A 20,070-nucleotide genomic window follows, 5' to 3' on the forward strand; every position below is an offset into this window, starting at 1 on the left:
CTTCAGGGGCGTTCGAGAAGAACGAGCTCCTGCGTGGTTCTGGTCATGGCCACGTAGCGGTCCACCGCCTCCGAGATCCCACCGCCGGAACGCTCGGGGTCGAGCAGCACCACCAGGTCGAACTCGAGCCCCTTGGCCAGCGCGGGCGGCAACGATTGCACCCGGTCGCGGGGCGTGAAGTACGGAGCGCCGATCACGCACGCGACGCCGTCATCGTGGCCGACCTCCCACTGGTCGAGGATCTCCTCAAGATCCGCCGCGACCCCGTGCTTCACGGGCACCCCGCTACTGCGGACCGAGACGGGAACGTTCGCATCCGGTATTGCCGCTCTGATCACCGGCTCAGCCTCGATCATGACCTCTCGCGGGGTGCGGTAGTTGATCGTGAGGGTGGAGTGGATGACGCGGTCGAAGCCCACCCGTTCCAGGCGCTGCTCCCACGTTTCCGTGAAACCGTGCCTGGCCTGGGCCCGGTCCCCCACGATGGTGAAACTACGCGACGGGCAACGGCGAAGCAGCATCTGCCACTGCGCATCGGTCAGCTCCTGCGCCTCGTCCACCACGATGTGAGCGAACGGTCCCGCGAGCGCGTCCTGGTTGATCTCGGGCGGTGCCGCGTGCTCCAACAGAGCGTGCTGCAGATCTTGGCCGCGCAGCATCCGCATGACCCTCATAACCGAATCGTCGGATTCGATCAGTTGATCAACCACGTCCGCCATGCGGGTGCTTTCTGCCTCCTCGGCTGCGCGTCGCCGTTCGGCGCGCAGCGTTGTATCCGGGTCACCCAACCGCTGGCGTGCGGCGTCGAGCAAGGGGAGGTCGGCCGTGTTCCAGGCGCGCGGGTCGGCACGTCGCAACAGTTGGATCTGGCGCGGCTCGAGCCACGGGGCACACATGCGCAGGTACGCCGGAACCTCCCACAAGTCACCCACCAGGTCGGTGGCATGGAGCAGCGGCCAGGCGCGGCCGAACGTTCGCTTCAGTTCGGGGTTCTGGCTGATCGCACGGCGGAACGGGGCCGCGGAATCCTCACGAGTGAGACCGTAGGCGTTGAATTCACCGTCCACATCCTCGTTCGGGTCTACGCCGACGTCGCTCGCGTCCTCCCCGAGGTCCCGCACCTTGTCCGTGAGGATCTCGACCACCGATTCCCAGATCAGCCCGCGCGCTTCATTGTGGGGCGTCCCGGGGTCCGGGGCCGAAAAGGCCTCGGCCCAGTCGAACGAACTGAGCCACACTTCGCCCCATGGTGTGTCGATCTCCATCCCTTCGGTCGGAGGGTTCTCGTACAGGGCCACCGCGGGTTCGATCGCGTTGACCATCTCGGCTGAGAACTTCAGCCGAGCCACCTCCGGATCGGATTCTTCCGTGGCGGCGAGTCCCTCGGGCAGGAGATCGTTGAGTGTGCAGGTCCGCACGCTGTCCTCGCCCAAGTTGGGAAGGACATCCGCTACGTAGGCCAGATAGGGGCGGTGCGGGCCCACGAAAAGCACGCCCCCGCGATGTTCGCTCACCTGCGCGTCCGAATACAGCAGGTGCGCCGTGCGGTGCAGGGCCACCACGGTCTTGCCGGTACCCGGACCGCCATCCACCACCAGGGCGCCCCGCGACCCGGCACGGATGATGGCGTCCTGATCGGCCTGGATGGTGCCCAGCACATCGCGCATGGCCTCCGACCGGCTGCCACCCAGGCTCGCGATGAAGGCGGACTGATCGTCGAGTGCCGCGTTGCCTTCCAGGCCCTCCGGGGTGAACACCTCGTCCCAGAAGTCCGTGATGTGGCCGCTGGTCCAGCGATAACGGCGGCGACTGATCAATCCCATCGGGTTGGCGTGGGTTGCTGCGAAGAACGGTTCGGCGGCCGGCGCCCGCCAATCGACCAGGAGCCGCTGGCTATAACGGTCGGTCAACCCGAGCCGGCCGATATAGGTGGGTTCGGCGGCGTCGTCGGCATCAGAATCGCCGGCCACCATGCGGCCCAGGCACAGGTCGGAGTTGAAGCGGCGCAACACGCGGAGGCGGCCCGTGAGGCGGTGGATGTCCTGGTCCCGGTCCAGAGCGGCCTGGCCTGCCCCGCCGGGGGCTTTGCGAGCGGCGTCGAGCCGAGCGGTCAGTTCAGAGATGTAGTCCTGGAGTGCAGTCGCCACGGCGCGCAGGTGCTGCTCGTCGCGGGCAATGAGCTGCGGATCGGCTTTGGCGGCCAGGTGATCGGGCAGGGTGAAGATGGAAGTGGCCACGGGATGCATGTCATCAGCTCCGAAAGCGGAAATCGGGTGGGGAAGGAGCTTGATCATCCCGCTCTCCGGGGGTCTTGCCGCAAGCCCCGGGGTGAGCTATGCCTTGGAAGTAGAGGGGCACACGCGCGCTTCGGAATTCGACATCGCGAGGCCCCTTTTGTCGTGTCCGCGCAACTTTGGTATTTCGCGATCGAGATTGACCGTTGAACGCGCTCCGTCAGCTGGGCGGAAGCCGTCAGCCAAGGCGGCCGCCGGATTCGGTGAGGTAGCACTGGCCACAAAAGGACTCGTAGGTGACTTCGACGCCATCAGACCCTACCTCCCGAGCACCAGAACGCATTTCTTGAGTAGGTCGATCATCTCGATCAGCACCGATTACGGAACCGATGTTGAAGTCGTGTTCCCAGTTCTCCACCGCCACGTGGAATTCATGACGCCGCGTGTCCAAGTCCGCGATGATCGCGTCCATGGCCCAGTAGCGGTAACCGTCCGCGAGTAACTCACGATCCCAGTGCTCACCCTCCGGCCGCGGACCTTCCCATGGGCCCACGCCCACCACGTGTTCGACATTGGCTTCAGAAGTGGTGGCCGGGTCAGTCAAGCCCCAGCTCGTCCTTCGAGTAGGCGTACAGGCAGGGCACTCCCGTGTACTCCTCGATGCGTTCCTTGGCACCCGTGCGGCGATCCACGATCACGGCCACAGCCACAACGTTCGCTCCGGTCTTCTGCCGTCAGGCTGAACATGACCTGCCCGACGTAACGCGAGGCCTCATGATGCAGGGTCACATGGCGCAGATCCACGTGGTAATCGGCCTGACTGTCGCTGGCCAACGTCACGTTTCAGCGCACTACGGCCAGTCCCTTGATGACGTCGCGCAGTCGCTCGCGAGCGGTGTCCAGATCCCCAGGGGAGAAATTGGTGTTCATGGCGTCCTGCTCACGTTTCCGGGCGGGTTTGAGCACGGTGGGTGGCGATGTCGCGACTCACGAGGACATCCCCGCGGTTGCCGCGGCCATGCTGCGAGTAGGACCTGACAGGCACACGGGGATGAAGTACTGGAGTACAGTCAAGCTCTCGGCCGAACCGCAGATCGTCGACTCACTCACCCGAACTCTCTACCCAAAGAGCACCAGTAGGATGCAGAGACCGGAGCACGTCGCCATGTACATCCAGGCAGGGCATGCCCAGATATGCACTTCTATCCCGAAAACGCCTTTCAGACAGATAACGACACGACCGAGAACCGGCCATATGTAAAGCGAGTGGTGGCGATGAGCCACCTGCCCTTGATCCCCACGGTGGTTGGTGCGCCGTGTGCGCAGAGTATGGGCATGATCTTCAACCGTCTGGCGTGGTGGTGGCTGCGATAGCAGCCGGTTGAAGCATGACCACGGGCTGCACAGCAGCCCGTGCCCCACCGCCACGGCCTTGCGTGCAGCTCCTTGTCTGACAGGAGCACGCACATGGACTCGTTCGCCGTTGCCGAGCAGCGCTCAGCCGAACTGACCCGCACCATCGACCAGGCCCCGGAGAACTTCCGGGTGCTCACCGGGGAACGCCCTACCGGGGCTCTGCACCTGGGTCACTACTTCGGCAGCATCGTCGAACGCCTCCGGTTGCAGCAGGCCGGGGTGGAGACGTTCTTGGTGCTGGCCGATTACCAGGTCATCACCGACCGCGACACCACCGCCCGCGTGCAGGAGAACGTGCACAGTGCAGTGCTGGACTACCTGGCCGCCGGGCTGGACCCGCAGCGCACCACGATCTTCACCCACTCGGCGATACCGGCGCTGAACCAGCTGCTGCTGCCCTTCCTGAGTCTGGTCACCGAGGCCGAGCTGCACCGCAATCCCACGGTCAAGGCCGAGGCCGCCGCCTCCGGCCGGGCGTTGAGCGGGCTGCTGCTGACCTATCCGGTGCACCAGGCCGCTGACATCCTCTTCTGCAAGGGCAATCTCGTGCCCGTGGGCAAGGACAACCTGCCCCACGTGGAAATCACCCGGGTCATCGCCCGGCGCTTCAACGACCGCTACGGGCCCGTTTTCCCCGTGCCCGATGCCCTGCTCACCGCCGCCCCGGAAGTACCGGGACTGGACGGGCGGAAGATGTCCAAGAGCTACGGCAACACCATCGCCCTGTCGATGACCGCCGAGGAGACCGCGGCGGTGATCCGGCGTACCGTCACCGACGCCGAGCGTCGGATCACCTTCGACCCAGCAACCCGCCCCGGGGTCTCCGCGCTGCTGTCCACCGCGGCCCTGTGCCGGGGCACCACCCCGGAACAGGTCGCCGAGCAGGTCGGCGACGCCGGGGCCGGGCGCCTGAAACAGCTCACCACCGGGGCCGTCAACGACTTCCTCACCGACCACCGGCGACGCCGTCAGGAACTGGGCCGGGACCCGCACCTGGTTCGCGACGTCCTGGGCCGCGGCAATGCACGAGCCCACGAGATCGCCGAGGCCACCCTCGCCGAAGTCCGCGAGGCCATGGGCACCACCTACTGAGCCTCCACACCCACCCAGTCCTGCCGCCGGGCCGGGATGTGAAGCCAACGCACGAGGCGCGGAACACGGGAGGAACGGCCGACACGCACAGCAGGGGCGGGGTGGAGAGGAACACGGCAATCCTCTATAGCGTGGAAAGACCTACCCCAGGAGGTTCCTCATGATGGACGTCGCTGGCTTCGGAGCGTTCCTCGGCCTATTCATCTGGCTGCTCATGGTCGCCATCACCTTGTGGCTGCTGTATTGGGTGGTGCGCAAGGGCGTCACCGCCGGCATCAAGGACTACGTGCACAAGCACGGCGACCGTGCCGACAGTTTGCGGCCATAGACGAAGCCCCATCGCGACGCCGCATTCCCGCGACGGCTCGGGCACCGGGGGAAAGGATCGGCGCCCATGGGCGGGGTCAGCTGGGTCGTCGCCGCTGCATCTCCAGGGCGTGCCAGGGTTGGCCGCCCACCTCGGTGCTGCGCACCCGCCCAGTCTCCTGGAACCCCAGGCTCTCGTACACGCGCCGGGCGGAGACATTGTGCGCGTAGACACCGAGCTTCATGACCGGCAGCCCCGTGACCTCGAAGCCCGTGCGCACCGCTGTGCCAATCAGTTCCCGCCCCAGACCGCGCCCTCGAGCGTCCGGGTCGAGGAGGATGCACCCGAGCCGCATCATGTGTGCGTCGACATCGACGAGCAACGAGGCGTGACCGACTGGATCCCCGGAGGAGGGGTCCAACCCGGTCCAATACCGGCGCTGATCATGCTGCAGATAAGTCTCCAGCTGCCCCCGATCCAGAGGCCATCTGAAGGTCCGCCCGGACCAGAGCACCATGTCGGCCTCAGAGGGCACCCAACTCAGGAAGACGTCCAAATCGGCTGAGCTGGTCTCTCGCAGGCGCATGCCCCAATGCTAGGGACGCCCCACCGGCGACCGGCGCTGCCGCTGACCAGGCCGCAGGTTCGAAGACGAACCTCTCCTGAACAGTCACGGGACAGATTGCTACGTACTTGGTTACATCCTCGTGGGTGCGGAAACGCCGAGGAGGTCGAGGCCGTTGGCCAGGACCTGTTGCGTGGCGTTGTTCAGCCACAGGCGCGATTTGTGCACGTCCTGGATCGGTGCGTCGCCCTGGGGAGCGATGCGGCAGGCGTCATACCAGCGGTGGTAGGTGCCGGCGATGACTTCGAGGTGGCGGGCGACGCGGTGGGGTTCCCGGAAGGTCGCCGATTGGGCGACCACGCCGGGGAACTGCCCGAGCGCTGCCAGCAGGTCGCTCTCGGTGGGATGGTTCAGCGTCGCCGCGTCGAAGCTGCTGGTGTCCACGCCGGTCGACTCCGCATTGCGGGCGACGGCGTGGGTCCTGGCATGGGCGTACTGGACGTAGAACACCGGGTTCTCGTTGGTGTTCTTCTGCAGCAGCTGCGGGTCGATGGACATCGCCGAGTCCGCCGAGGATCGGCCCAGGGAGTATCGCAGCGCGTCCTTGCCGAGCCACTGCAACAGATCCCGCAGCTCGATGATGTTCCCGGCCCGCTTCGACAGGCGGGCTCCGTTCACGGACACCATCTGGCCGATGAGCACCTGGATGTTGTGCTCCATGTCGTCCCCGGCGCAGGCGGCAATGGCTTGCAACCGGCCGATGTAGCCGTGGTGGTCGGCGCCGAGCAGATAGATCTTCTGCTCAAACCCGCGGTCCTTCTTCGACAGGTAGTACGCCGCGTCTGCGGCGAAGTACGTGGGCTCACCGTTGGCCCGGATGAGGACCCGGTCCTTGTCGTCGCCGAAGTCGGTGGTGCGCAGCCAGACGGCACCATCGAGGTCGAAGACGTGTCCCTGCTCCCGCAGGCGGTCCACCGCCTGCCCCACCGCTGCGCCCTCGTGCAGGGCTGACTCGGAGAAGAACACGTCGAAGTGCACCCCGAAGTCGGCCAGGGTCTCCTCGATGTCGGCCATCTGCGCTCGATAGGCCAGTTCCCGGACGATTGGCAGCGCCTCCTCATCATCCATGTCCGCCAGCTCCGGCCGGGCGGTGAGAGCCTGGCGGCCAAGGTCGGCGATGTACTGCCCCGGATAGCCGCCTTCCGGGATCGGTCGGCCCTTGATGGTTGCCAGGACGGAGGCGGCGAAGGTGTTCATCTGCGTTCCGGCGTCATTGATGTAGTACTCCGCCGTCACCGCCGCGCCGCTGGCGCGCAGCACACAGGCGATCGAGTCGCCCAGTGCGGCCCAGCGGGTGTGGGCCAGGTGCAATGGCCCGGTGGGATTGGCCGAGACGAACTCCATGTTGATGGTGTGGCCCGCCAGGGCGTCATTGGTGCCATAGGCGGACCCTGCCTCGACGATGGTGCGGGCGAGCTCCCCCGCCGCGCCGGCGTCCAGGGTGATGTTGAGGAAGCCCGGTCCGGCGATGTCGACGCTCTTGACGCCGTCGATGCCGGCCAGCCGGTCGCGGAGGATCTGGGCGAGCTCGCGCGGGTTCATTCCCGCTTTCTTGCCCAATTGCAGGGCGATGTTCGTGGCCCAGTCACCGTGCTCCCGGTTCTTCGGTCGCTCCACACGCACCTCCGACGGGAGGTCGACATGGAAGTCACCGGCCTCGACGGCGGCCTGCAAACAAGCGGAAATGGCGGCGGATAGTTCCTCTGGAGTCACCCGTGAAGCATAACGCCGCGGTCTCGAGCGCCCTGATCTCCCTGACATGGTCGCTACCGGTCCGCGACGGCGCCATGCACCTCTTCTAGGACACCGCCGCCACGTCCGACGGGAACCCTCACCGTAACGCCGTGGGCGGAGTAGTCAGCCGAAGCTTCAGCAGTGGGACGGCTGTTCTCGTCAGGGTGGAGTTGTCGGGCCTCATGGTGCGTTCAGGTCAGGCTCATGCCTCCGTCGGTGGTGATGACCTGCCCGGCGACCCACACGCCCTGGTCGGTGGCCAGCCACCCGATCAGCCGCGCGGGATCTCTCGGGTGCCCCCAGCGGCCGAAGGGGGTGGCCTGTCGCCATGTCTCGATCTCCTCCAGGGAGCGGTCGGTGGTCCCGGGGTCGAGGTAGCCGGTGTTGACCGGGCCCGGGTTGATGGTGTTCAACACGATTCCGAGCTCGAGCAGTTCCGCGGCCACCGTGGGAGTTGCCCCGGCCAGAGCGGCCTTGCTGGTGGCGTAGGCGACCTCACCGCGCATCGGCCCCTGGCCCTGGCCCGAGGTCATCCAGAACACCCGGCCCGCCGCCCGTTCATCGACGGGCCCGGCTTTTTCGATGCGGTCGCCGGGCCGCGCTGAGGCGGATCGAGCAGTCGTGGCGGCGTGGCGGTGGGCGAAGTGCCGGGTCAGCAGCAGGGTGGAGCGGGTGTTGGTGTCCCAGAAGGCGTTCAGGTTCTCGGCGGTCATGTCCAGGATGGACCCGTCGCCGCCGCTGCGGGCGTGGTTGCAGACGAGGATGTCCAGGCGCCCGGTCAGGGCGTGGGCCTGCTCGACGAGGTTTTCAGCGGTGTCCGGGTCCCTCAAGTCCGTGGAGACGTCGCCGGCGAGGGCCCCGTCGTGCAGAGCGGCCCGGATGCCGGCGCGTACCGCATCGAGGTCATCGGCGCCCCAGGGCTGGTCCGCGTCATGGGGGCTGTAGTGGTGGAAGAACACGCTCGCCCCCAGGGAAGCGAGCTCCACGGCCACCGCGTAGCCGATGCCGCGGCGGCGGGAGACCCCGGTGACCAGGGCGGTCCTGCCCTGCAGCGGGCGTGCGGAAGAGGGATGAGACATGGTGGTGCTCCTGACGTACTCGGGGATTCCTCGTTCACAGGGCAGACACTCACACCGTCTTCATGATGGGGAACCTATCAGTGACCGCCGCTCCAAGCGGTGCGCCACCAGGAAGAGAGTCAACCGGTGGCCAGCACCCGGTCACGATCGCGGCGATACATCGCGGCGTGCTCGGCGAAGTCGTCCCGGCCGGTCTCGGCGGCTCGTGCGTCGGTGAACGCCGCGAGTTCCTCCAGACGTGCCGCCACCGCAGCCAGCAACTCTGCGGGCTCGTAGGGCATTTCGTAGGAGTCGATCAGCAACCGGAGGCGACCCGCACGCTCGGGTGCGGGCGGGCCGCCGTCGTGCGCGTCATCGGTCAGAGGCACCAACCGGTAGGCCAGGTAGGCGAGGTCCCAGATCCTGGGGCCCGGGGAGGCCGTGTCGAAGTCGATCACCCCGCGCAGCCGACCGTTGCGGAACACCAGGTTGTACGGGGCAAAGTCGTTGTGGCAGATCACCTCAACCGGGTGGTGGGTGGGCAGCTGCCAGACCAGGTCCTCCCCTACCAGCGCGGTGGACGCGTCGTGGACCCGGCGCAGCAACCTCCCGGCCGCCGCCAGGACCGTTTCCGCCCACACCCACTCGGGCAGCGGATAGCCGGGAACCACCCCGACGATGTAGGACAGGACCTCCCGGCCGTCCTCGTCCACCCCGCGAGGCTCCGGGACCTCGGTGATCCCTTCCGCCCGCAACCGACTCAACAGTGCATGCACCGCCGGGGTCCAGGGTCCGACAGTGCGGCGGACACTGTCGTCGACCCGCACGACGGTGGTGGAGTTGCCGCCGGTCAACATCTCCTCTGCCATGGAACGACCCTATCCGGAGGACCTCAGCCGAACCGGCGGCCCAACTCCCGGGTAACGTGGGCAGCCGCACTGGCGTACAAGTTCCGCTCCTGTTCGGTCAGGTCGGGGCGGCCGGCCAGGAGGCTGCGGTGATGCAGAGACGTGAGGAACCGTTCGTAGACCTCCCAAGCATCACAGCGGATCATCATTTCCTCCACGGTGCCCGTGGCCGCCCGGTGCTCGCTGGCCGCCAGGTAGACCTCGATCAGGTCCCGGGTCTGGGCCCGGGTCATGGGTAGATGCCACGGCTCCACCGTGATCCGCCCACCGAGGTAAGCGAGGTCTTGGGCGGGGTCCCCGATCTCCGACCACTCCCAATCGATGTACCGCACCCCGGTCTCCCCCTCGACGAGGATGTTGGGCAGCAACAGATCCCCGTGGATCAGCGCGAAGGACTCCAACCGATTGAAAACCTTCTGTGCGTCCTGCAGATACGCCCCCACCTTCCGCGCCAGGCGTGTCACGTCGGGCTCGTTCATCACCCCCGGGTGGTTGTCCGACCACCACTCCAGCCCGGCGGCGAACTGACCGGCGATATCCACCGTCTCTCGGCGTTCCTCCTCCGGTGTGGTCAGTTCACCGCAGCGGTCGAAGCGCTGGGCATGCAGACGAGCCATCTGCTGGGCGTGGGCCTGGACCAGCCCCGGGGTCCACTGCCCCGGTGGAAGGACACGGCCGGGCACGAAACCGACCACCATGTACGGAGCACCCAACGGATTGTCCACCGACTCCTCCAGCACCAGCGCCTGCGGGCCGATGCCCTCAGGCACCAGGCTCAGCCCGTGGAACTCCTCCTGCATCGGCCGCGGCAGCTCCTCCACCGGACGCCGGGCGATCCGCACCACCACCCGTTGCTCGCCGGCCTCCAGTAACCACGCCGCGAAGCTCTCCCCATGCCCCAGCAGACGCACCTCGTCTCCGTCGCCCGGTGAGGAGCCCAGGCCGAGCGCAGCCGGGGCCTGGCCGGCCAGATGAACCAGTCGGTCGGCCATGGACGGATGCTCAGGACGGGCAGGAGTCATGAGCACAGTCTGCCCGCAATCACACCTGGCTCGACAACCAATGTCATGCCCCCGCTGCACCGGGGAAACGCCTTTAGTGCTCACACCGGAACCCCAACTGCAACGGTGCATATCTCGCCGTTGATGCGAATGTCAGCGGTTCTGGCCACGGCGCCCATGACCGTCCGAACGCCTGAGTGCGTCCTACGCTGAGCAGGTGCCACCCTTCGTCGACGTCTCCGCGCGCCACCGCGCCGTGAGGCGCACCGTTCTCGCCCTGGTGGGGGTGTTCCTCTTCTGTGCTGTGGCCGGCACAGTATTCCTCTGGAGTCAGATGAGCGTGACCACCCCATTCGACCCCTGGTGGCGCAGCCTCAAGAGCGTGGAGCGGCAGCTGGATCGGCTCGAGGGCGTGGATCGGGCGGTGCTGACGGTGGACACCCCGTATTGGGTCAACCGCTCGTTGCACGGAGCCTGGCCGCCCAGGTCCGGAACCCTGGAACTGGACCTGGACGAGGACACGGACCAGGCCTGGCTGCTGGAACTTCTTCCTGAGGCTCACCGGATCATCACGGAGCACGACTGGCCGGTGGAGCAGGGCCACCGCGTCGGTCCCGAGGAGGGCCCCGAGGCGGTGACCTTCCCGGTGGAGCCGGCCACCTGGAAAGTCCTCGTCACCTCCGGCTCCGATCGCCTCGAGGCTGGGAAGGGGCCCGTGTCGGTGCTGCCGCTGGCCCGCCAGTGGACCGACGCGGCCCGGGCCGCCACGGACCGCCTGGTGACCGGAGATGCGCCCGGACCCGGCCCGGCGATCACTTTGATTGGCTACCGCGAGGTGGATTTCACCTCGGAGGCCTCGGTCCAGGGGTTCCTGGACGCCCGCCAGGTGATGCCCGATGACGTTCAGCTCATCGGTCAGGAGGGCAACACCACCGTGCTGGCCGAGAAGCCCACGGGCATGGGCCAGGTCACCGCCGCGGACATCGTCGCCGGCGCACGCCTGGGGGACGCCCAAGGTATCCGCACCCTGGACATCGGCTACGGAGGCGAGGACGGCCGCCTGAGCTTCTGGGCAGAAACCCGGGACGACTTCGGGGCGCTTCCGGATGGTCCTCTCCCGGAGTCCACGCTCACCACCGCCGCCGAGCTGCACGACCGGCTCGCCCGACAAGAGATCAAGCACACCATCATCGTCGCCGTCCCCGGCCACGCATACACCTGGCCCGCCGAGATCGAAGAAGTCAGCGAGTAACCGCTACCGCAGCACGGTCCGCCGCTAACCGGGCCATATGTAAAGCGCAGGACGTTCAGCTGCTGTGGCGCCCGATGGTCCACGGGCCATGCAAGCAGTTGCCCGGTCTCTCCGAGGCTGAGGGTTGGGGCAGGCGTCCGTAGTGGAGGCCCTTACCGCAGTACTCGAACCGTGGAGCGACGGGCGGTCGCTGCACGGTTCGAGTGCGGTGAGTGGAGTGGCTGGTCACTCTTTGGGGTGGTGCGGGGCGTGTGCGGCGGGCGCACGGCCGGTATCAGCCCTTGACGGCACCTCCGGTCAGGCCGGAGACGATGTAGCGCTGCAGGAACAGGAACAGCGCCACGACGGGGATGGCGGCCAGGATCGCTCCGGCGGTGAACACGCCCCAGTTCTCGCCGAATTGCACGGAGACGAACTGGTAGAGCCCCACGGCCAGCGTGTACTTCTCCGGGTCCTGCAGCACGATCTGGGCGAGCAGGAAGTCCGAGAAGGACGCGATGAAGGACAGCATGCCGACGACCACCAGGATGGGGGTGACCAGGGGCAGGATCATGGTCCAGTAGATCTGGGCGTGCGAGGCGCCGTCGATCTCGGCGGCTTCGTCCAGGTCCTTGGGGATGGTGTTGAAGAAGCCGTACATGAGGAAGGTGTTCGCCCCCAGCGCCCCGCCCAGGTACACGGCGACCAGGCCCAGCCGGGAGTTCAGGCCCAGGAACGGGTAGACCTCGGAGATGGCGAAGAGCAGCAGGAAGATGGCCACGAACGCCAGCAGTTGCGGGAACATCTGGATGATCAGCAGGGTCATCAGCCCTCCCTTGCGGGAGCGGAAGCGGAACCGGGAGAAGGCGTAGGCGGCCGCCGCGCCCATCAGCACCGTGCCCACGGCGGTGGTGACCGAGACGAACATCGAGTTGGCGAACCAGGTGAGGTAGGGGTTCTGCGGGTCGTTGAGCAGGTTGGTGTAGTTGGCGCCGGTCACGTCGGAGAACAGCCGGTTAGACCCCAGCAGCGATCCCGAGGCCGATAGTGACGCCGAGAACGCGTAGACCAGCGGAAACAGGGCGAAGACGCACGCCGCGATGGCTGCGAGGTGCTTCCACCCGCCGCGGGCGAAGCGCCGGCCGGCACCGGGCCGGGGCCGGGGCGCCGCGGTTCCGGTGCCCGCCGGTCGCAGGGAGCCGGTCGGCTGGACCGTGTTCGAGGTGCCGATGGACGGGGCGGCCATGGCCGCGGCCCAGGGGGCGCGGTTCGAGCCGTCGGGGCCGGGGCGGTCGCCCGGCGGGGGCGTGGTGGGAGTGGACATGTCAGCTGATCTCCTCGAGAGCCTTGCTGCGGCGGAACGTCAGTCCGGAGATGACGGCCACCATGATGAAGATGAGGATGGACAGGGCCGCGGCCAGACCGTAGTCGTTGCTGCCGCCGGCGAACGCGATCTTGTACACGAACGAGATGAGGATGTCCGTCGCACCTACCCCGGTGGTGGACTCGACGTCCTGGGGGCCACCGCCGGTGAGCAGGTAGATCACGTTGAAGTTGTTGAAGTTCATCGCGAAGGACGCGATGAGCAGCGGTCCCACCGCCACCATGAGCATCGGCAGGGTGATCGAGCCGAACTGGCGCACCGGGCCGGCCCCGTCCATCTCGGCCGACTCGTAGAGCTCGCCGGGGATGGCCTGGAGGGCGCCGGTGGTCACCAGGAACATGTAGGGGAAGCCCAGCCAGAGGTTCACCAGCAGCAGCGAGATTCTGGCCAGCCAGGGGTTGTCCAGCCAGGGAACCCCGGCCCCACCCAGCAGGATCTCGTTGACGAAGCCGTAGTCGGTGTTGAGCAGCCCGGCCCAGATCAGAATGGAGAGGAACGCGGGGAAGGCGTAGGGCAGGAAGATGATCGCCCGGTAGACGTTGCGGAACTTCAGCTTCTCGTCGTTGAACAAGATCGCCAGCAGCAGCCCGAGGAAGAACGTCAGGGCCACGGAGAGGATGGCGAAGGTGAAGGTCCACAGGGTCACGGCGAGGAACGGTCCGCCCAGGATCGCCGGGTCGAAGATCGCCGCGAAGTTGTCCAGGCCCACGAACACGCGCCAGCCCGGGCTGAGGGCCTCGCCGTCGGAATTGACGAAGGCACCTTCACTGTTGTTGGTGTACACGGTACCGTCGTCGGCGACCATCGCGTCGACGCCCTCGTCATAGACCAGGGTGGGGTCGTAAGCGTAGGCGGTGCGGCCGTCATCGGTGCGCAGCGCGCCGTCCTCGGCTTGCTCGCTCACCGGGACCCGCAGCTCGGAGAGCTGGTCCTGCGCCCCGAGGACCTCGGTGTAGGAGAGGACCTCGTAGCCTGGCACCTCGGCGACGCGGCCGTCGGTGACCGCAGCGTCCCCGACCGGGGCCAGCGGCTGCTCGGCGGTGCCAACGAGCACCTGGCCCTCCTGCACCGTGGCCAGGGCCAGTCCAGCGCCGCGCTCCACAACCGTGACGGGGTAGGGCGCGGAGCCTTCCACACGCTGCTCGTAAGTGGTGGTGAGCTGGCTGATCGCCGCCGCTTTGGTGGCGTTGTGGCCGTCTCCGTAGTTGGTGAACGCCGTGGCTGCCGTGTAGAGCACCACGAAGATCTGGAAGATCAGCAGGAAGATCAGCCCCGGGTAGAGGTATTTGGCGGGCAGCATCTTCCGGGTCGGCAGGAAGTACACGAGGTCGGCCACGACCAAGGCGACGACGAGGAAGGCCAGGATGCCCCAGTTTCCGGCGGCCCAGGCCGCGAGGATGCCGTAGAGGCCGAACGCGTTGATCAGTGCCATGAGGACGAGCTTGACCACGAAGCCCAAGCCGAATCCTCGGGAGTGCGAGTCGCGCAGGTCGAGGGGAGCGCCGAGCCCGGCGCCCCTGCCCGCCTCGCCACGGGCGGCGGTGGCGCCCCGTGCGGTGGTGTGTGTGCTCATCAGATCTGTCCTTCGATGTTGTCGATCATGCGGTCCCACAGCTCCACGGGGTCCCCGCGGCCGTCCACGATGGCGTTCTCCGTGGTACCCCAGAAGCTCCACACCGCGCCCATCTCCGGGATGGCCGGCATGGGCAGGCCCGTCTCGGCGATCTCGGCGTAGGACGAGCGCAGCGGGTCACCCTCCATGCGCTCGACCGCGATCTGGCTGGCGGGGGGCCGGCCCGTGCTCTCGTACATGGCCGTCTGAGACTCGGGGCGGGTGAGGTAGTTGGCCGCGAAGTCCTGGGCCGCGACCGGGTTGGGGGCGTTGGCGTTGACGAAGAACGCCTGGACGCCCACGAAGGGGCGTGCCTGCTCGTCACCGGCCGGGGGCACCGGCAGGACGCTCACGTCCATCCCGGCGGCCTCGACATCGGTCAGCTCCCACGGCCCGCCCATGTGAAAAGGCGACTGGCCGTTGAGGAAGGATTCCTTGGCGATGTCCGGGGTCATGGAAGTCTGCAGGTCGCCGGTGGCCCCGAGGTCCTGCAGGTAGCGGGCGAAATCCTGACCGTCCTCGCCACCCATCGTGAGGTTACTTGTGTATTCGCCTTCCTCGGTGCGCTCAAACACCTCGGCCCCGAAGGAGGTCTGCAGGGCGTACAGGTGGTACGGGTCCCCGGCCTCCGGGGACTGGCTGACCGTGAACGGGTACTCGATGCCCCGCTCCTCCATGAGCCGGTGTCCGATCGTCCGCAGCTCATCAAAGGTGGCCGGGTCCTCGGTGGTGAGCTCGTTGTTGCGCAGCAGCGCCACGTTCTCAATCGCGTAGGGCACCCCGTAGCTGACCCCGTTGTAGACCACGGCGTCCCGGGCGTTCTCGGTGAACTCCTGGGCCCGCTCGCCCATCTCCACGGGGGCCACCACGCCGTTGGCGGCGAGCTGCCCGAGGTTGTCGTGCGGGGAGACGATGATGTCCGGTGCCTGCCCGGTGGGGGACTGCGAGATGAAGTTGGAGATGGCCTGGGCATTGATCTCGCGCTGGACGAACTCCACCTCCACCCCGGTATCGGCGGTGTAGGTCTCGGCGACCTGTTGCAGGGCAGGGATTTCGTCGGCTCCCGCCTGGATCTTGATGCTTCCCGGCCCGCCGCCCAGGCCGGCGACCCCGGCCGTGGGCGCCGATGAGCACCCGGCGAGCAGGAGCACGGCACCGGCCGCGACGGCCGCCCGGTGGATGTGTTTCATAGTGGCATTCCTCATTGTCGTCGTAGTCAGTCGGCGGCGTACGCGCGGGGCTGGTGGTCATTCGGGCAGACGCCGACCGGTGGCGGCGTCAAAGAGGTGGACGTGCTCCAAGTTCGGGGCGACCCAGATGGTGGACCCAGCCCGCGGCGGGGTGCGGCCCTCGACCCGAACGATGAACTCGTTGCTGGTGGACTCGTCGGTGGTTCCTGCGGTGGGGTCCACGGGCACGATCGCGTTGGCGGCGGTCACTGGGGCGAGGTGGCCGTAGACGAAGGCGTCGGCGCCGAGTTCTTCGACCACGTCCGCGACGATCGGCAGGCCGGTGCCCTCGGCGGCCGGGGCGAGGTCCTCGGGGCGGATCCCGACCGTAACCTGGGGCCCCCTCAGGGCGGAGCGCTGGGCGGGGCTCAGCGGGATCCGCACCGTGCCCAGCTGGGCCCCGGTCTCGGTGACCGGGACGCGGAAGAGGTTCATGGCCGGGGAGCCGATGAACCCGGCCACGAACTCCGTGGCCGGCCGATCGTAGAGCGCCCGCGGGGTGTCGACCTGCATCAGGTGCCCGTCCTTGAGCACCGCCACTCGGTCGCCCATCGTCATCGCCTCCACCTGGTCGTGGGTTACGTACACCGTGGTGACACCGAGTCGGCGGGTCAGGGAGGCGATCTGGGTGCGGGTCTGCACCCGCAGCTTCGCGTCCAGGTTCGACAAAGGCTCGTCCATCAGGAACACCTGCGGGGACCGCACGATGGCCCGACCCATGGCCACGCGCTGGCGCTGCCCGCCGGACAGGGCCTTGGGCTTGCGGTCCAGGTAGTCGCTCAGGTCCAGGATCTTCGCGGCCTCCTCCACCCGGTGCCTTCTTTCTTCGGCACTGATTTTGGCGATCTTCAGGGCGAAGCCCATGTTGTCCGCGACCGTCATGTGCGGGTACAGGGCGTAGTTCTGGAAGACCATCGCGATGTCGCGGTCCCGGGAGGGGACGTCGGTGACGTCGCGGTCGCCGATGTAGATGTTGCCCCCGGTGACCTCCTCGAGGCCGGCGAGCATCCGCAGGGTGGTGGACTTGCCGCACCCTGAGGGCCCGACCAGGACGAGGAACTCCCCTTCGGTGATGTCGAGGTTCAGGTCGGTCACCGAGGGGCGTTCGGCCCCGGGGTACTGGCAGGTCACGTTGGCGTAGCGCACAGAAGACATGAGCAAGGTTTCCTTTCAGAGGCCCTGCCATTGAGGAGATCCGAGGTCGGGCCGGCCATTGGGTCAGGTCCGGTGTTGGCGGTCGAAGCCCAGCCCCGGGGTACTAGGACACACCTCGCCGAACAGGAGATCAGGAGTGCCAAGTACGGAAGACACTGATCCTAAGGTGAGCCACATCACTACTGTAAGCGTTTACAGTTTCGGTGTCCACGGTCGAGAGAGCAGTTGCCGAAAGAGCCGTTCAGACAAGTAAGCGCTTTCAGTTTGGGTGTGCGAGCCCTACGATGGTGCTCATGTCGACGACCTCTGGTGAGCTCCAGTCACTGCGCCTCACCCCGCTGCATGCCCGCGACCAGGACCCGAAGTGGTGGCGGTCCTCGGTGATCTATCAGGTGTATCCCCGTTCGTTCCGCGACCTCGACGGGGACGGCGTCGGCGACCTCGCCGGCATCACCGCAGAGTTGGGGCAGCTGGGGCAGCTGGACATTGATGCGATCTGGCTCTCGCCCTTCCAGCCCTCCCCCCACCGCGACGGTGGTTACGACGTGAGCGACTACTGCGACGTCGACCCGGTCTTCGGCACGCTGGAGGACTTCGACGCACTGGTGGCCGCGGCCGAGGCGCTGTCCATCAGGGTGATCATCGACCTGGTGCCCAACCACTGCTCCGTGGAGCACACGCTGTTCCGTCAAGCCCTGACCGCCGTCCCCGGCAGCCCTGAGCGCGACCTGTTCATCTTCCGTGACGGGCAGGACCCCTCCGGGGAGCTGCCGCCGAACAACTGGCAGTCCCACTTCGGCGGCCCGGCCTGGACCCGGGTGGTGGAGGCCGACGGGGAGCCGGGCCAGTGGTACCTGCACCTGTTCGACTCCTCCCAACCCGATTTCAATTGGGACAACGAGCTCGTCCGCGTGGAATTCGAACGTGTCCTGCGTTTCTGGCTCGACCGCGGCGTCGCGGGATTCCGGGTCGATGTAGCCCATGCGCTGATCAAGGCCCGGGGCCTTCCCGACTGGGGAGGACGGGCCGACGGCGGCAGCATCCCGGGCTACCCCTTCACCGACGCCCCGATGTTCGGCCAGCCGCAGATCCACGACATCTACCGTCGCTGGCGCGAGGTGCTGGCGGAATACGACGGGGAACGGATCCTGTGCGCTGAGGCCAGCGTGGACCCGCTCGACCGCCTGGCGGACTGGGTGCGCCCGGACCAGATGCACCAGACCTTCAACTTCTCCTACCTGGCGGCTCCGTGGGACCCTACGGAGCTGCGCCGGATCATCACCTCCTCCCTCGAGGCTTTCGACGCGGTCGGAGCCCCTACCACCTGGGTGCTCTCCAACCACGACGTCGTGCGGCACACCACCCGGTTGGGTCTGCCCGAGAACACGCCCCGCCCAGGCGATGGCCTCGGACCCGAAGACGAGCAGCCGGACCACCTGCTGGGCACGCGCCGGGCGAAGGCGGCCTCCCTGCTCATGCTCGGCCTACCGGGTGGGGTGTACCTGTACCAGGGTGAGGAACTCGGGCTGCCCGATCACACGACCATGCCTCATGACGTCCGGCAGGACCCCACCTATCACCGCACCGGGGGCGACCGTCTCGGGCGCGACGGCTGCCGGGTGCCGCTGCCCTGGACGACCACGGGAGGCTCCTTGGGGTTCAGCGCCACCGGTCAGTCCTGGCTGCCGCAACCCTCCGACTGGTCGGAACTCTCCCGCCAGGCCCAGCGCGAGAACCCCGCCTCCACGCTGTCGCTCTACCGCGCAGCGCTGGCGTTGCGACGAACCCACGGACTGGGCTGCGGGTCCCTGGCCTGGGCCGAGGACTTCACCGCACGCAACTGCGTGGGATTCCTCAACAATGATGTCCTGGTACTGCTGAACATGGGCACCACTGCTGTGGAGCTGCCGGACCTGCCGGTGCTGCTGCGCAGCGATCCCGAGACGGACACGCCCTATCTCTTGCACCCGGAGGAAAGCACATGGCTGCACCTGGACGACCCCGCGACGACATACCCGTGAACCCTCCGCGATTGCAGGACGTCGCCGCGCGAGCCGGAGTATCTACCGCCACCGTCTCCCGTGCACTCAGCGGCAACGGCCAGGTGTCCCCCCGCGCCCGGGCCAGGGTCCAGCAGGCCGCCCAGGAGCTGGGCTTCGTCGTCTCCTACCACGCCTCGAGCCTGGCCAGCGGCCGCAGCCGCAACATCGGAGTGGCGCTGCCCTACGTCGACCGGTGGTACTTCTCCACCGTCTTGGAAGGAGTGGCCGGCGCCCTCATGGAAGCCGGTTACGACCTGTCCCTGTACAACTTCGAAGGAGACCGCTACCGGGAGACGGTGCTGACCGACTTCCTGTTGCGCAAGCGACTGGACGCGGCCGTGGCGGTCTCCCTGCAACTGGATCCGGCGGAGACAGAGCAGCTGTTCTCCGCCGGGATCCCCCTCGTCGGAGTCGGAGGCCCCCTGGTGGGTGCGTCCACCATCAGCATCGACGACCTCGACGTCGGACGGCGCGCGACCGAACACCTCATCGGACTGGGCCACCGGCGGATCGCCCATCTCGGCGGGGCCGAGGAGGGCAGGCGCTACTTCCCCATGTCCAACGACCGCCGCACCGGCTACGAACAGGCGATGACCAAGGCCGGGTTGCCCATCGAACCCACGTGGTCGCTCATCGCCGACTACACCTTCACCGACGCCTACCAACGGGCCAAGAATCTCCTGGCGGACCCCACCGACCGCCCCACGGCCATCTTCGCTGCCTCCGACGAGATGGCCGCCGGGGCAATCCTGGCAGCCAGGGACCTCGAGCTCACCGTGCCCGGGGATCTGTCGGTCATCGGCATCGACGCCCACCCCATCGGAGAGGCCTTCGGCCTGACCACCATCGATCAGCACGCCCGCCAACAAGGCGTCCACGCCATCCGGCGGCTCCTCCAGCACCTGACCGGACAGAACACCGAGCCCACGAACGAGATCGTCCCAGCCAACTTCGTCGTCCGATCCTCCACCGGGACCCCAGCCAACCCGACCGCAATCTGACCTGTCACAACTCCCCGCACTTCTGCCATCAAACAAAAGCC

Annotated in this window: 15 protein-coding genes and 2 pseudogenes; 5 read left to right on the forward strand and 12 right to left on the reverse strand. The window is 67.3% G+C overall.

Annotation, left to right across the window (positions count from 1 at the left end):
* Positions 1–2 precede the first annotated feature (2 nt).
* The 3 genes and pseudogenes from helR to RF638_RS01260 all read right to left on the reverse strand — a co-directional run bounded on the left by helR (position 3) and on the right by RF638_RS01260 (position 3,164).
* Positions 3–2,246 carry an RNA polymerase recycling motor ATPase HelR gene (gene helR / locus RF638_RS01250; protein ID WP_368841274.1) on the reverse strand — a complete coding sequence of 748 codons (2,244 nt, stop codon included), beginning with the start codon at positions 2,244–2,246 and terminating at the stop codon, positions 3–5.
* 364 nt (positions 2,247–2,610) lie between these two features.
* Positions 2,611–2,838 (reverse strand): annotated as a pseudogene (locus RF638_RS01255) (rRNA methyltransferase); the annotation flags it as partial.
* A pseudogene (locus tag RF638_RS01260) lies at positions 2,831–3,164 on the reverse strand (hypothetical protein). The pseudogenes RF638_RS01255 and RF638_RS01260, both read right to left, overlap by 8 nt.
* A 537-nt stretch (positions 3,165–3,701) precedes the next feature.
* Here RF638_RS01260 and trpS point away from each other — a divergent pair.
* On the forward strand, positions 3,702–4,742 hold the full coding sequence (trpS, locus tag RF638_RS01265; protein ID WP_095798781.1) for a tryptophan--tRNA ligase: 1,041 nt from the start codon (positions 3,702–3,704) through the stop codon (positions 4,740–4,742).
* A gap of 160 nt (positions 4,743–4,902) precedes the next feature.
* Complete coding sequence (locus RF638_RS01270) at positions 4,903–5,070, forward strand: hypothetical protein (RefSeq protein WP_167318961.1); 168 nt, start codon at positions 4,903–4,905, stop codon at positions 5,068–5,070.
* Positions 5,071–5,146: 76 nt separating this feature from the next.
* Here RF638_RS01270 and RF638_RS01275 read toward each other — a convergent pair whose 3' ends face one another.
* The 5 genes from RF638_RS01275 to RF638_RS01295 all read right to left on the reverse strand — a co-directional run bounded on the left by RF638_RS01275 (position 5,147) and on the right by RF638_RS01295 (position 10,396).
* Positions 5,147–5,635: a GNAT family N-acetyltransferase gene (locus RF638_RS01275; RefSeq protein WP_058874201.1), complete on the reverse strand. Its 489-nt coding sequence runs from the start codon at positions 5,633–5,635 to the stop codon at positions 5,147–5,149.
* 111 nt (positions 5,636–5,746) lie between these two features.
* Positions 5,747–7,387 (reverse strand): arginine--tRNA ligase, encoded by a 1,641-nt coding sequence (gene argS, locus RF638_RS01280; protein ID WP_368841258.1) that lies wholly within the window; start codon positions 7,385–7,387, stop codon positions 5,747–5,749.
* Between the two features lie 212 nt (positions 7,388–7,599).
* Entirely contained in the window at positions 7,600–8,487 is an 888-nt protein-coding gene (locus tag RF638_RS01285; protein WP_109223188.1) for an SDR family oxidoreductase, read from the reverse strand.
* 119 nt (positions 8,488–8,606) lie between these two features.
* A complete protein-coding gene (locus RF638_RS01290) occupies positions 8,607–9,335 on the reverse strand; it encodes a phosphotransferase (RefSeq protein ID WP_368841259.1) in 729 nt (242 codons plus the stop codon).
* Between the two features lie 23 nt (positions 9,336–9,358).
* Entirely contained in the window at positions 9,359–10,396 is a 1,038-nt protein-coding gene (locus RF638_RS01295) for a phosphotransferase family protein (protein ID WP_158222960.1), read from the reverse strand.
* Positions 10,397–10,592: 196 nt separating this feature from the next.
* Here RF638_RS01295 and RF638_RS01300 point away from each other — a divergent pair, with 196 nt between their 5' ends.
* Positions 10,593–11,627 carry a hypothetical protein gene (locus RF638_RS01300; protein ID WP_095798778.1) on the forward strand — a complete coding sequence of 345 codons (1,035 nt, stop codon included), beginning with the start codon at positions 10,593–10,595 and terminating at the stop codon, positions 11,625–11,627.
* Positions 11,628–11,901: 274 nt separating this feature from the next.
* Here RF638_RS01300 and RF638_RS01305 read toward each other — a convergent pair whose 3' ends face one another.
* From RF638_RS01305 to RF638_RS01320, 4 genes are read right to left on the reverse strand one after another with little or no spacing between them, the layout of a single operon-like run.
* Complete coding sequence (locus RF638_RS01305; protein WP_216823186.1) at positions 11,902–12,930, reverse strand: sugar ABC transporter permease; 1,029 nt, start codon at positions 12,928–12,930, stop codon at positions 11,902–11,904.
* A gap of 1 nt (position 12,931) precedes the next feature.
* Positions 12,932–14,563, reverse strand: a complete 1,632-nt coding sequence (locus RF638_RS01310) for an ABC transporter permease subunit (protein WP_368841260.1) — start codon at positions 14,561–14,563, stop codon at positions 12,932–12,934.
* A complete protein-coding gene (locus tag RF638_RS01315) occupies positions 14,563–15,792 on the reverse strand; it encodes a maltose ABC transporter substrate-binding protein (protein ID WP_095798776.1) in 1,230 nt (409 codons plus the stop codon). Before RF638_RS01315 ends, RF638_RS01310 begins: the two co-directional genes overlap by 1 nt.
* 57 nt (positions 15,793–15,849) lie before the next feature.
* Positions 15,850–16,986, reverse strand: coding sequence for an ABC transporter ATP-binding protein (locus RF638_RS01320; protein WP_095798775.1), 1,137 nt, complete (start codon positions 16,984–16,986; stop codon positions 15,850–15,852).
* A gap of 293 nt (positions 16,987–17,279) precedes the next feature.
* Between RF638_RS01320 and RF638_RS01325 the strand changes: the two genes are divergently transcribed.
* Positions 17,280–19,007 (forward strand): glycoside hydrolase family 13 protein, encoded by a 1,728-nt coding sequence (locus RF638_RS01325; protein ID WP_368629892.1) that lies wholly within the window; start codon positions 17,280–17,282, stop codon positions 19,005–19,007.
* Positions 18,968–20,029 (forward strand): LacI family DNA-binding transcriptional regulator, encoded by a 1,062-nt coding sequence (locus RF638_RS01330; protein ID WP_368629891.1) that lies wholly within the window; start codon positions 18,968–18,970, stop codon positions 20,027–20,029. Before RF638_RS01325 ends, RF638_RS01330 begins: the two co-directional genes overlap by 40 nt.
* The last annotated feature ends 41 nt before the right edge of the window (positions 20,030–20,070 follow it).

Source organism: Kocuria sp. CPCC 205235 (assembly GCF_040980905.1).
In the GTDB taxonomy this organism is placed as follows: domain Bacteria; phylum Actinomycetota; class Actinomycetes; order Actinomycetales; family Micrococcaceae; genus Kocuria; species Kocuria carniphila.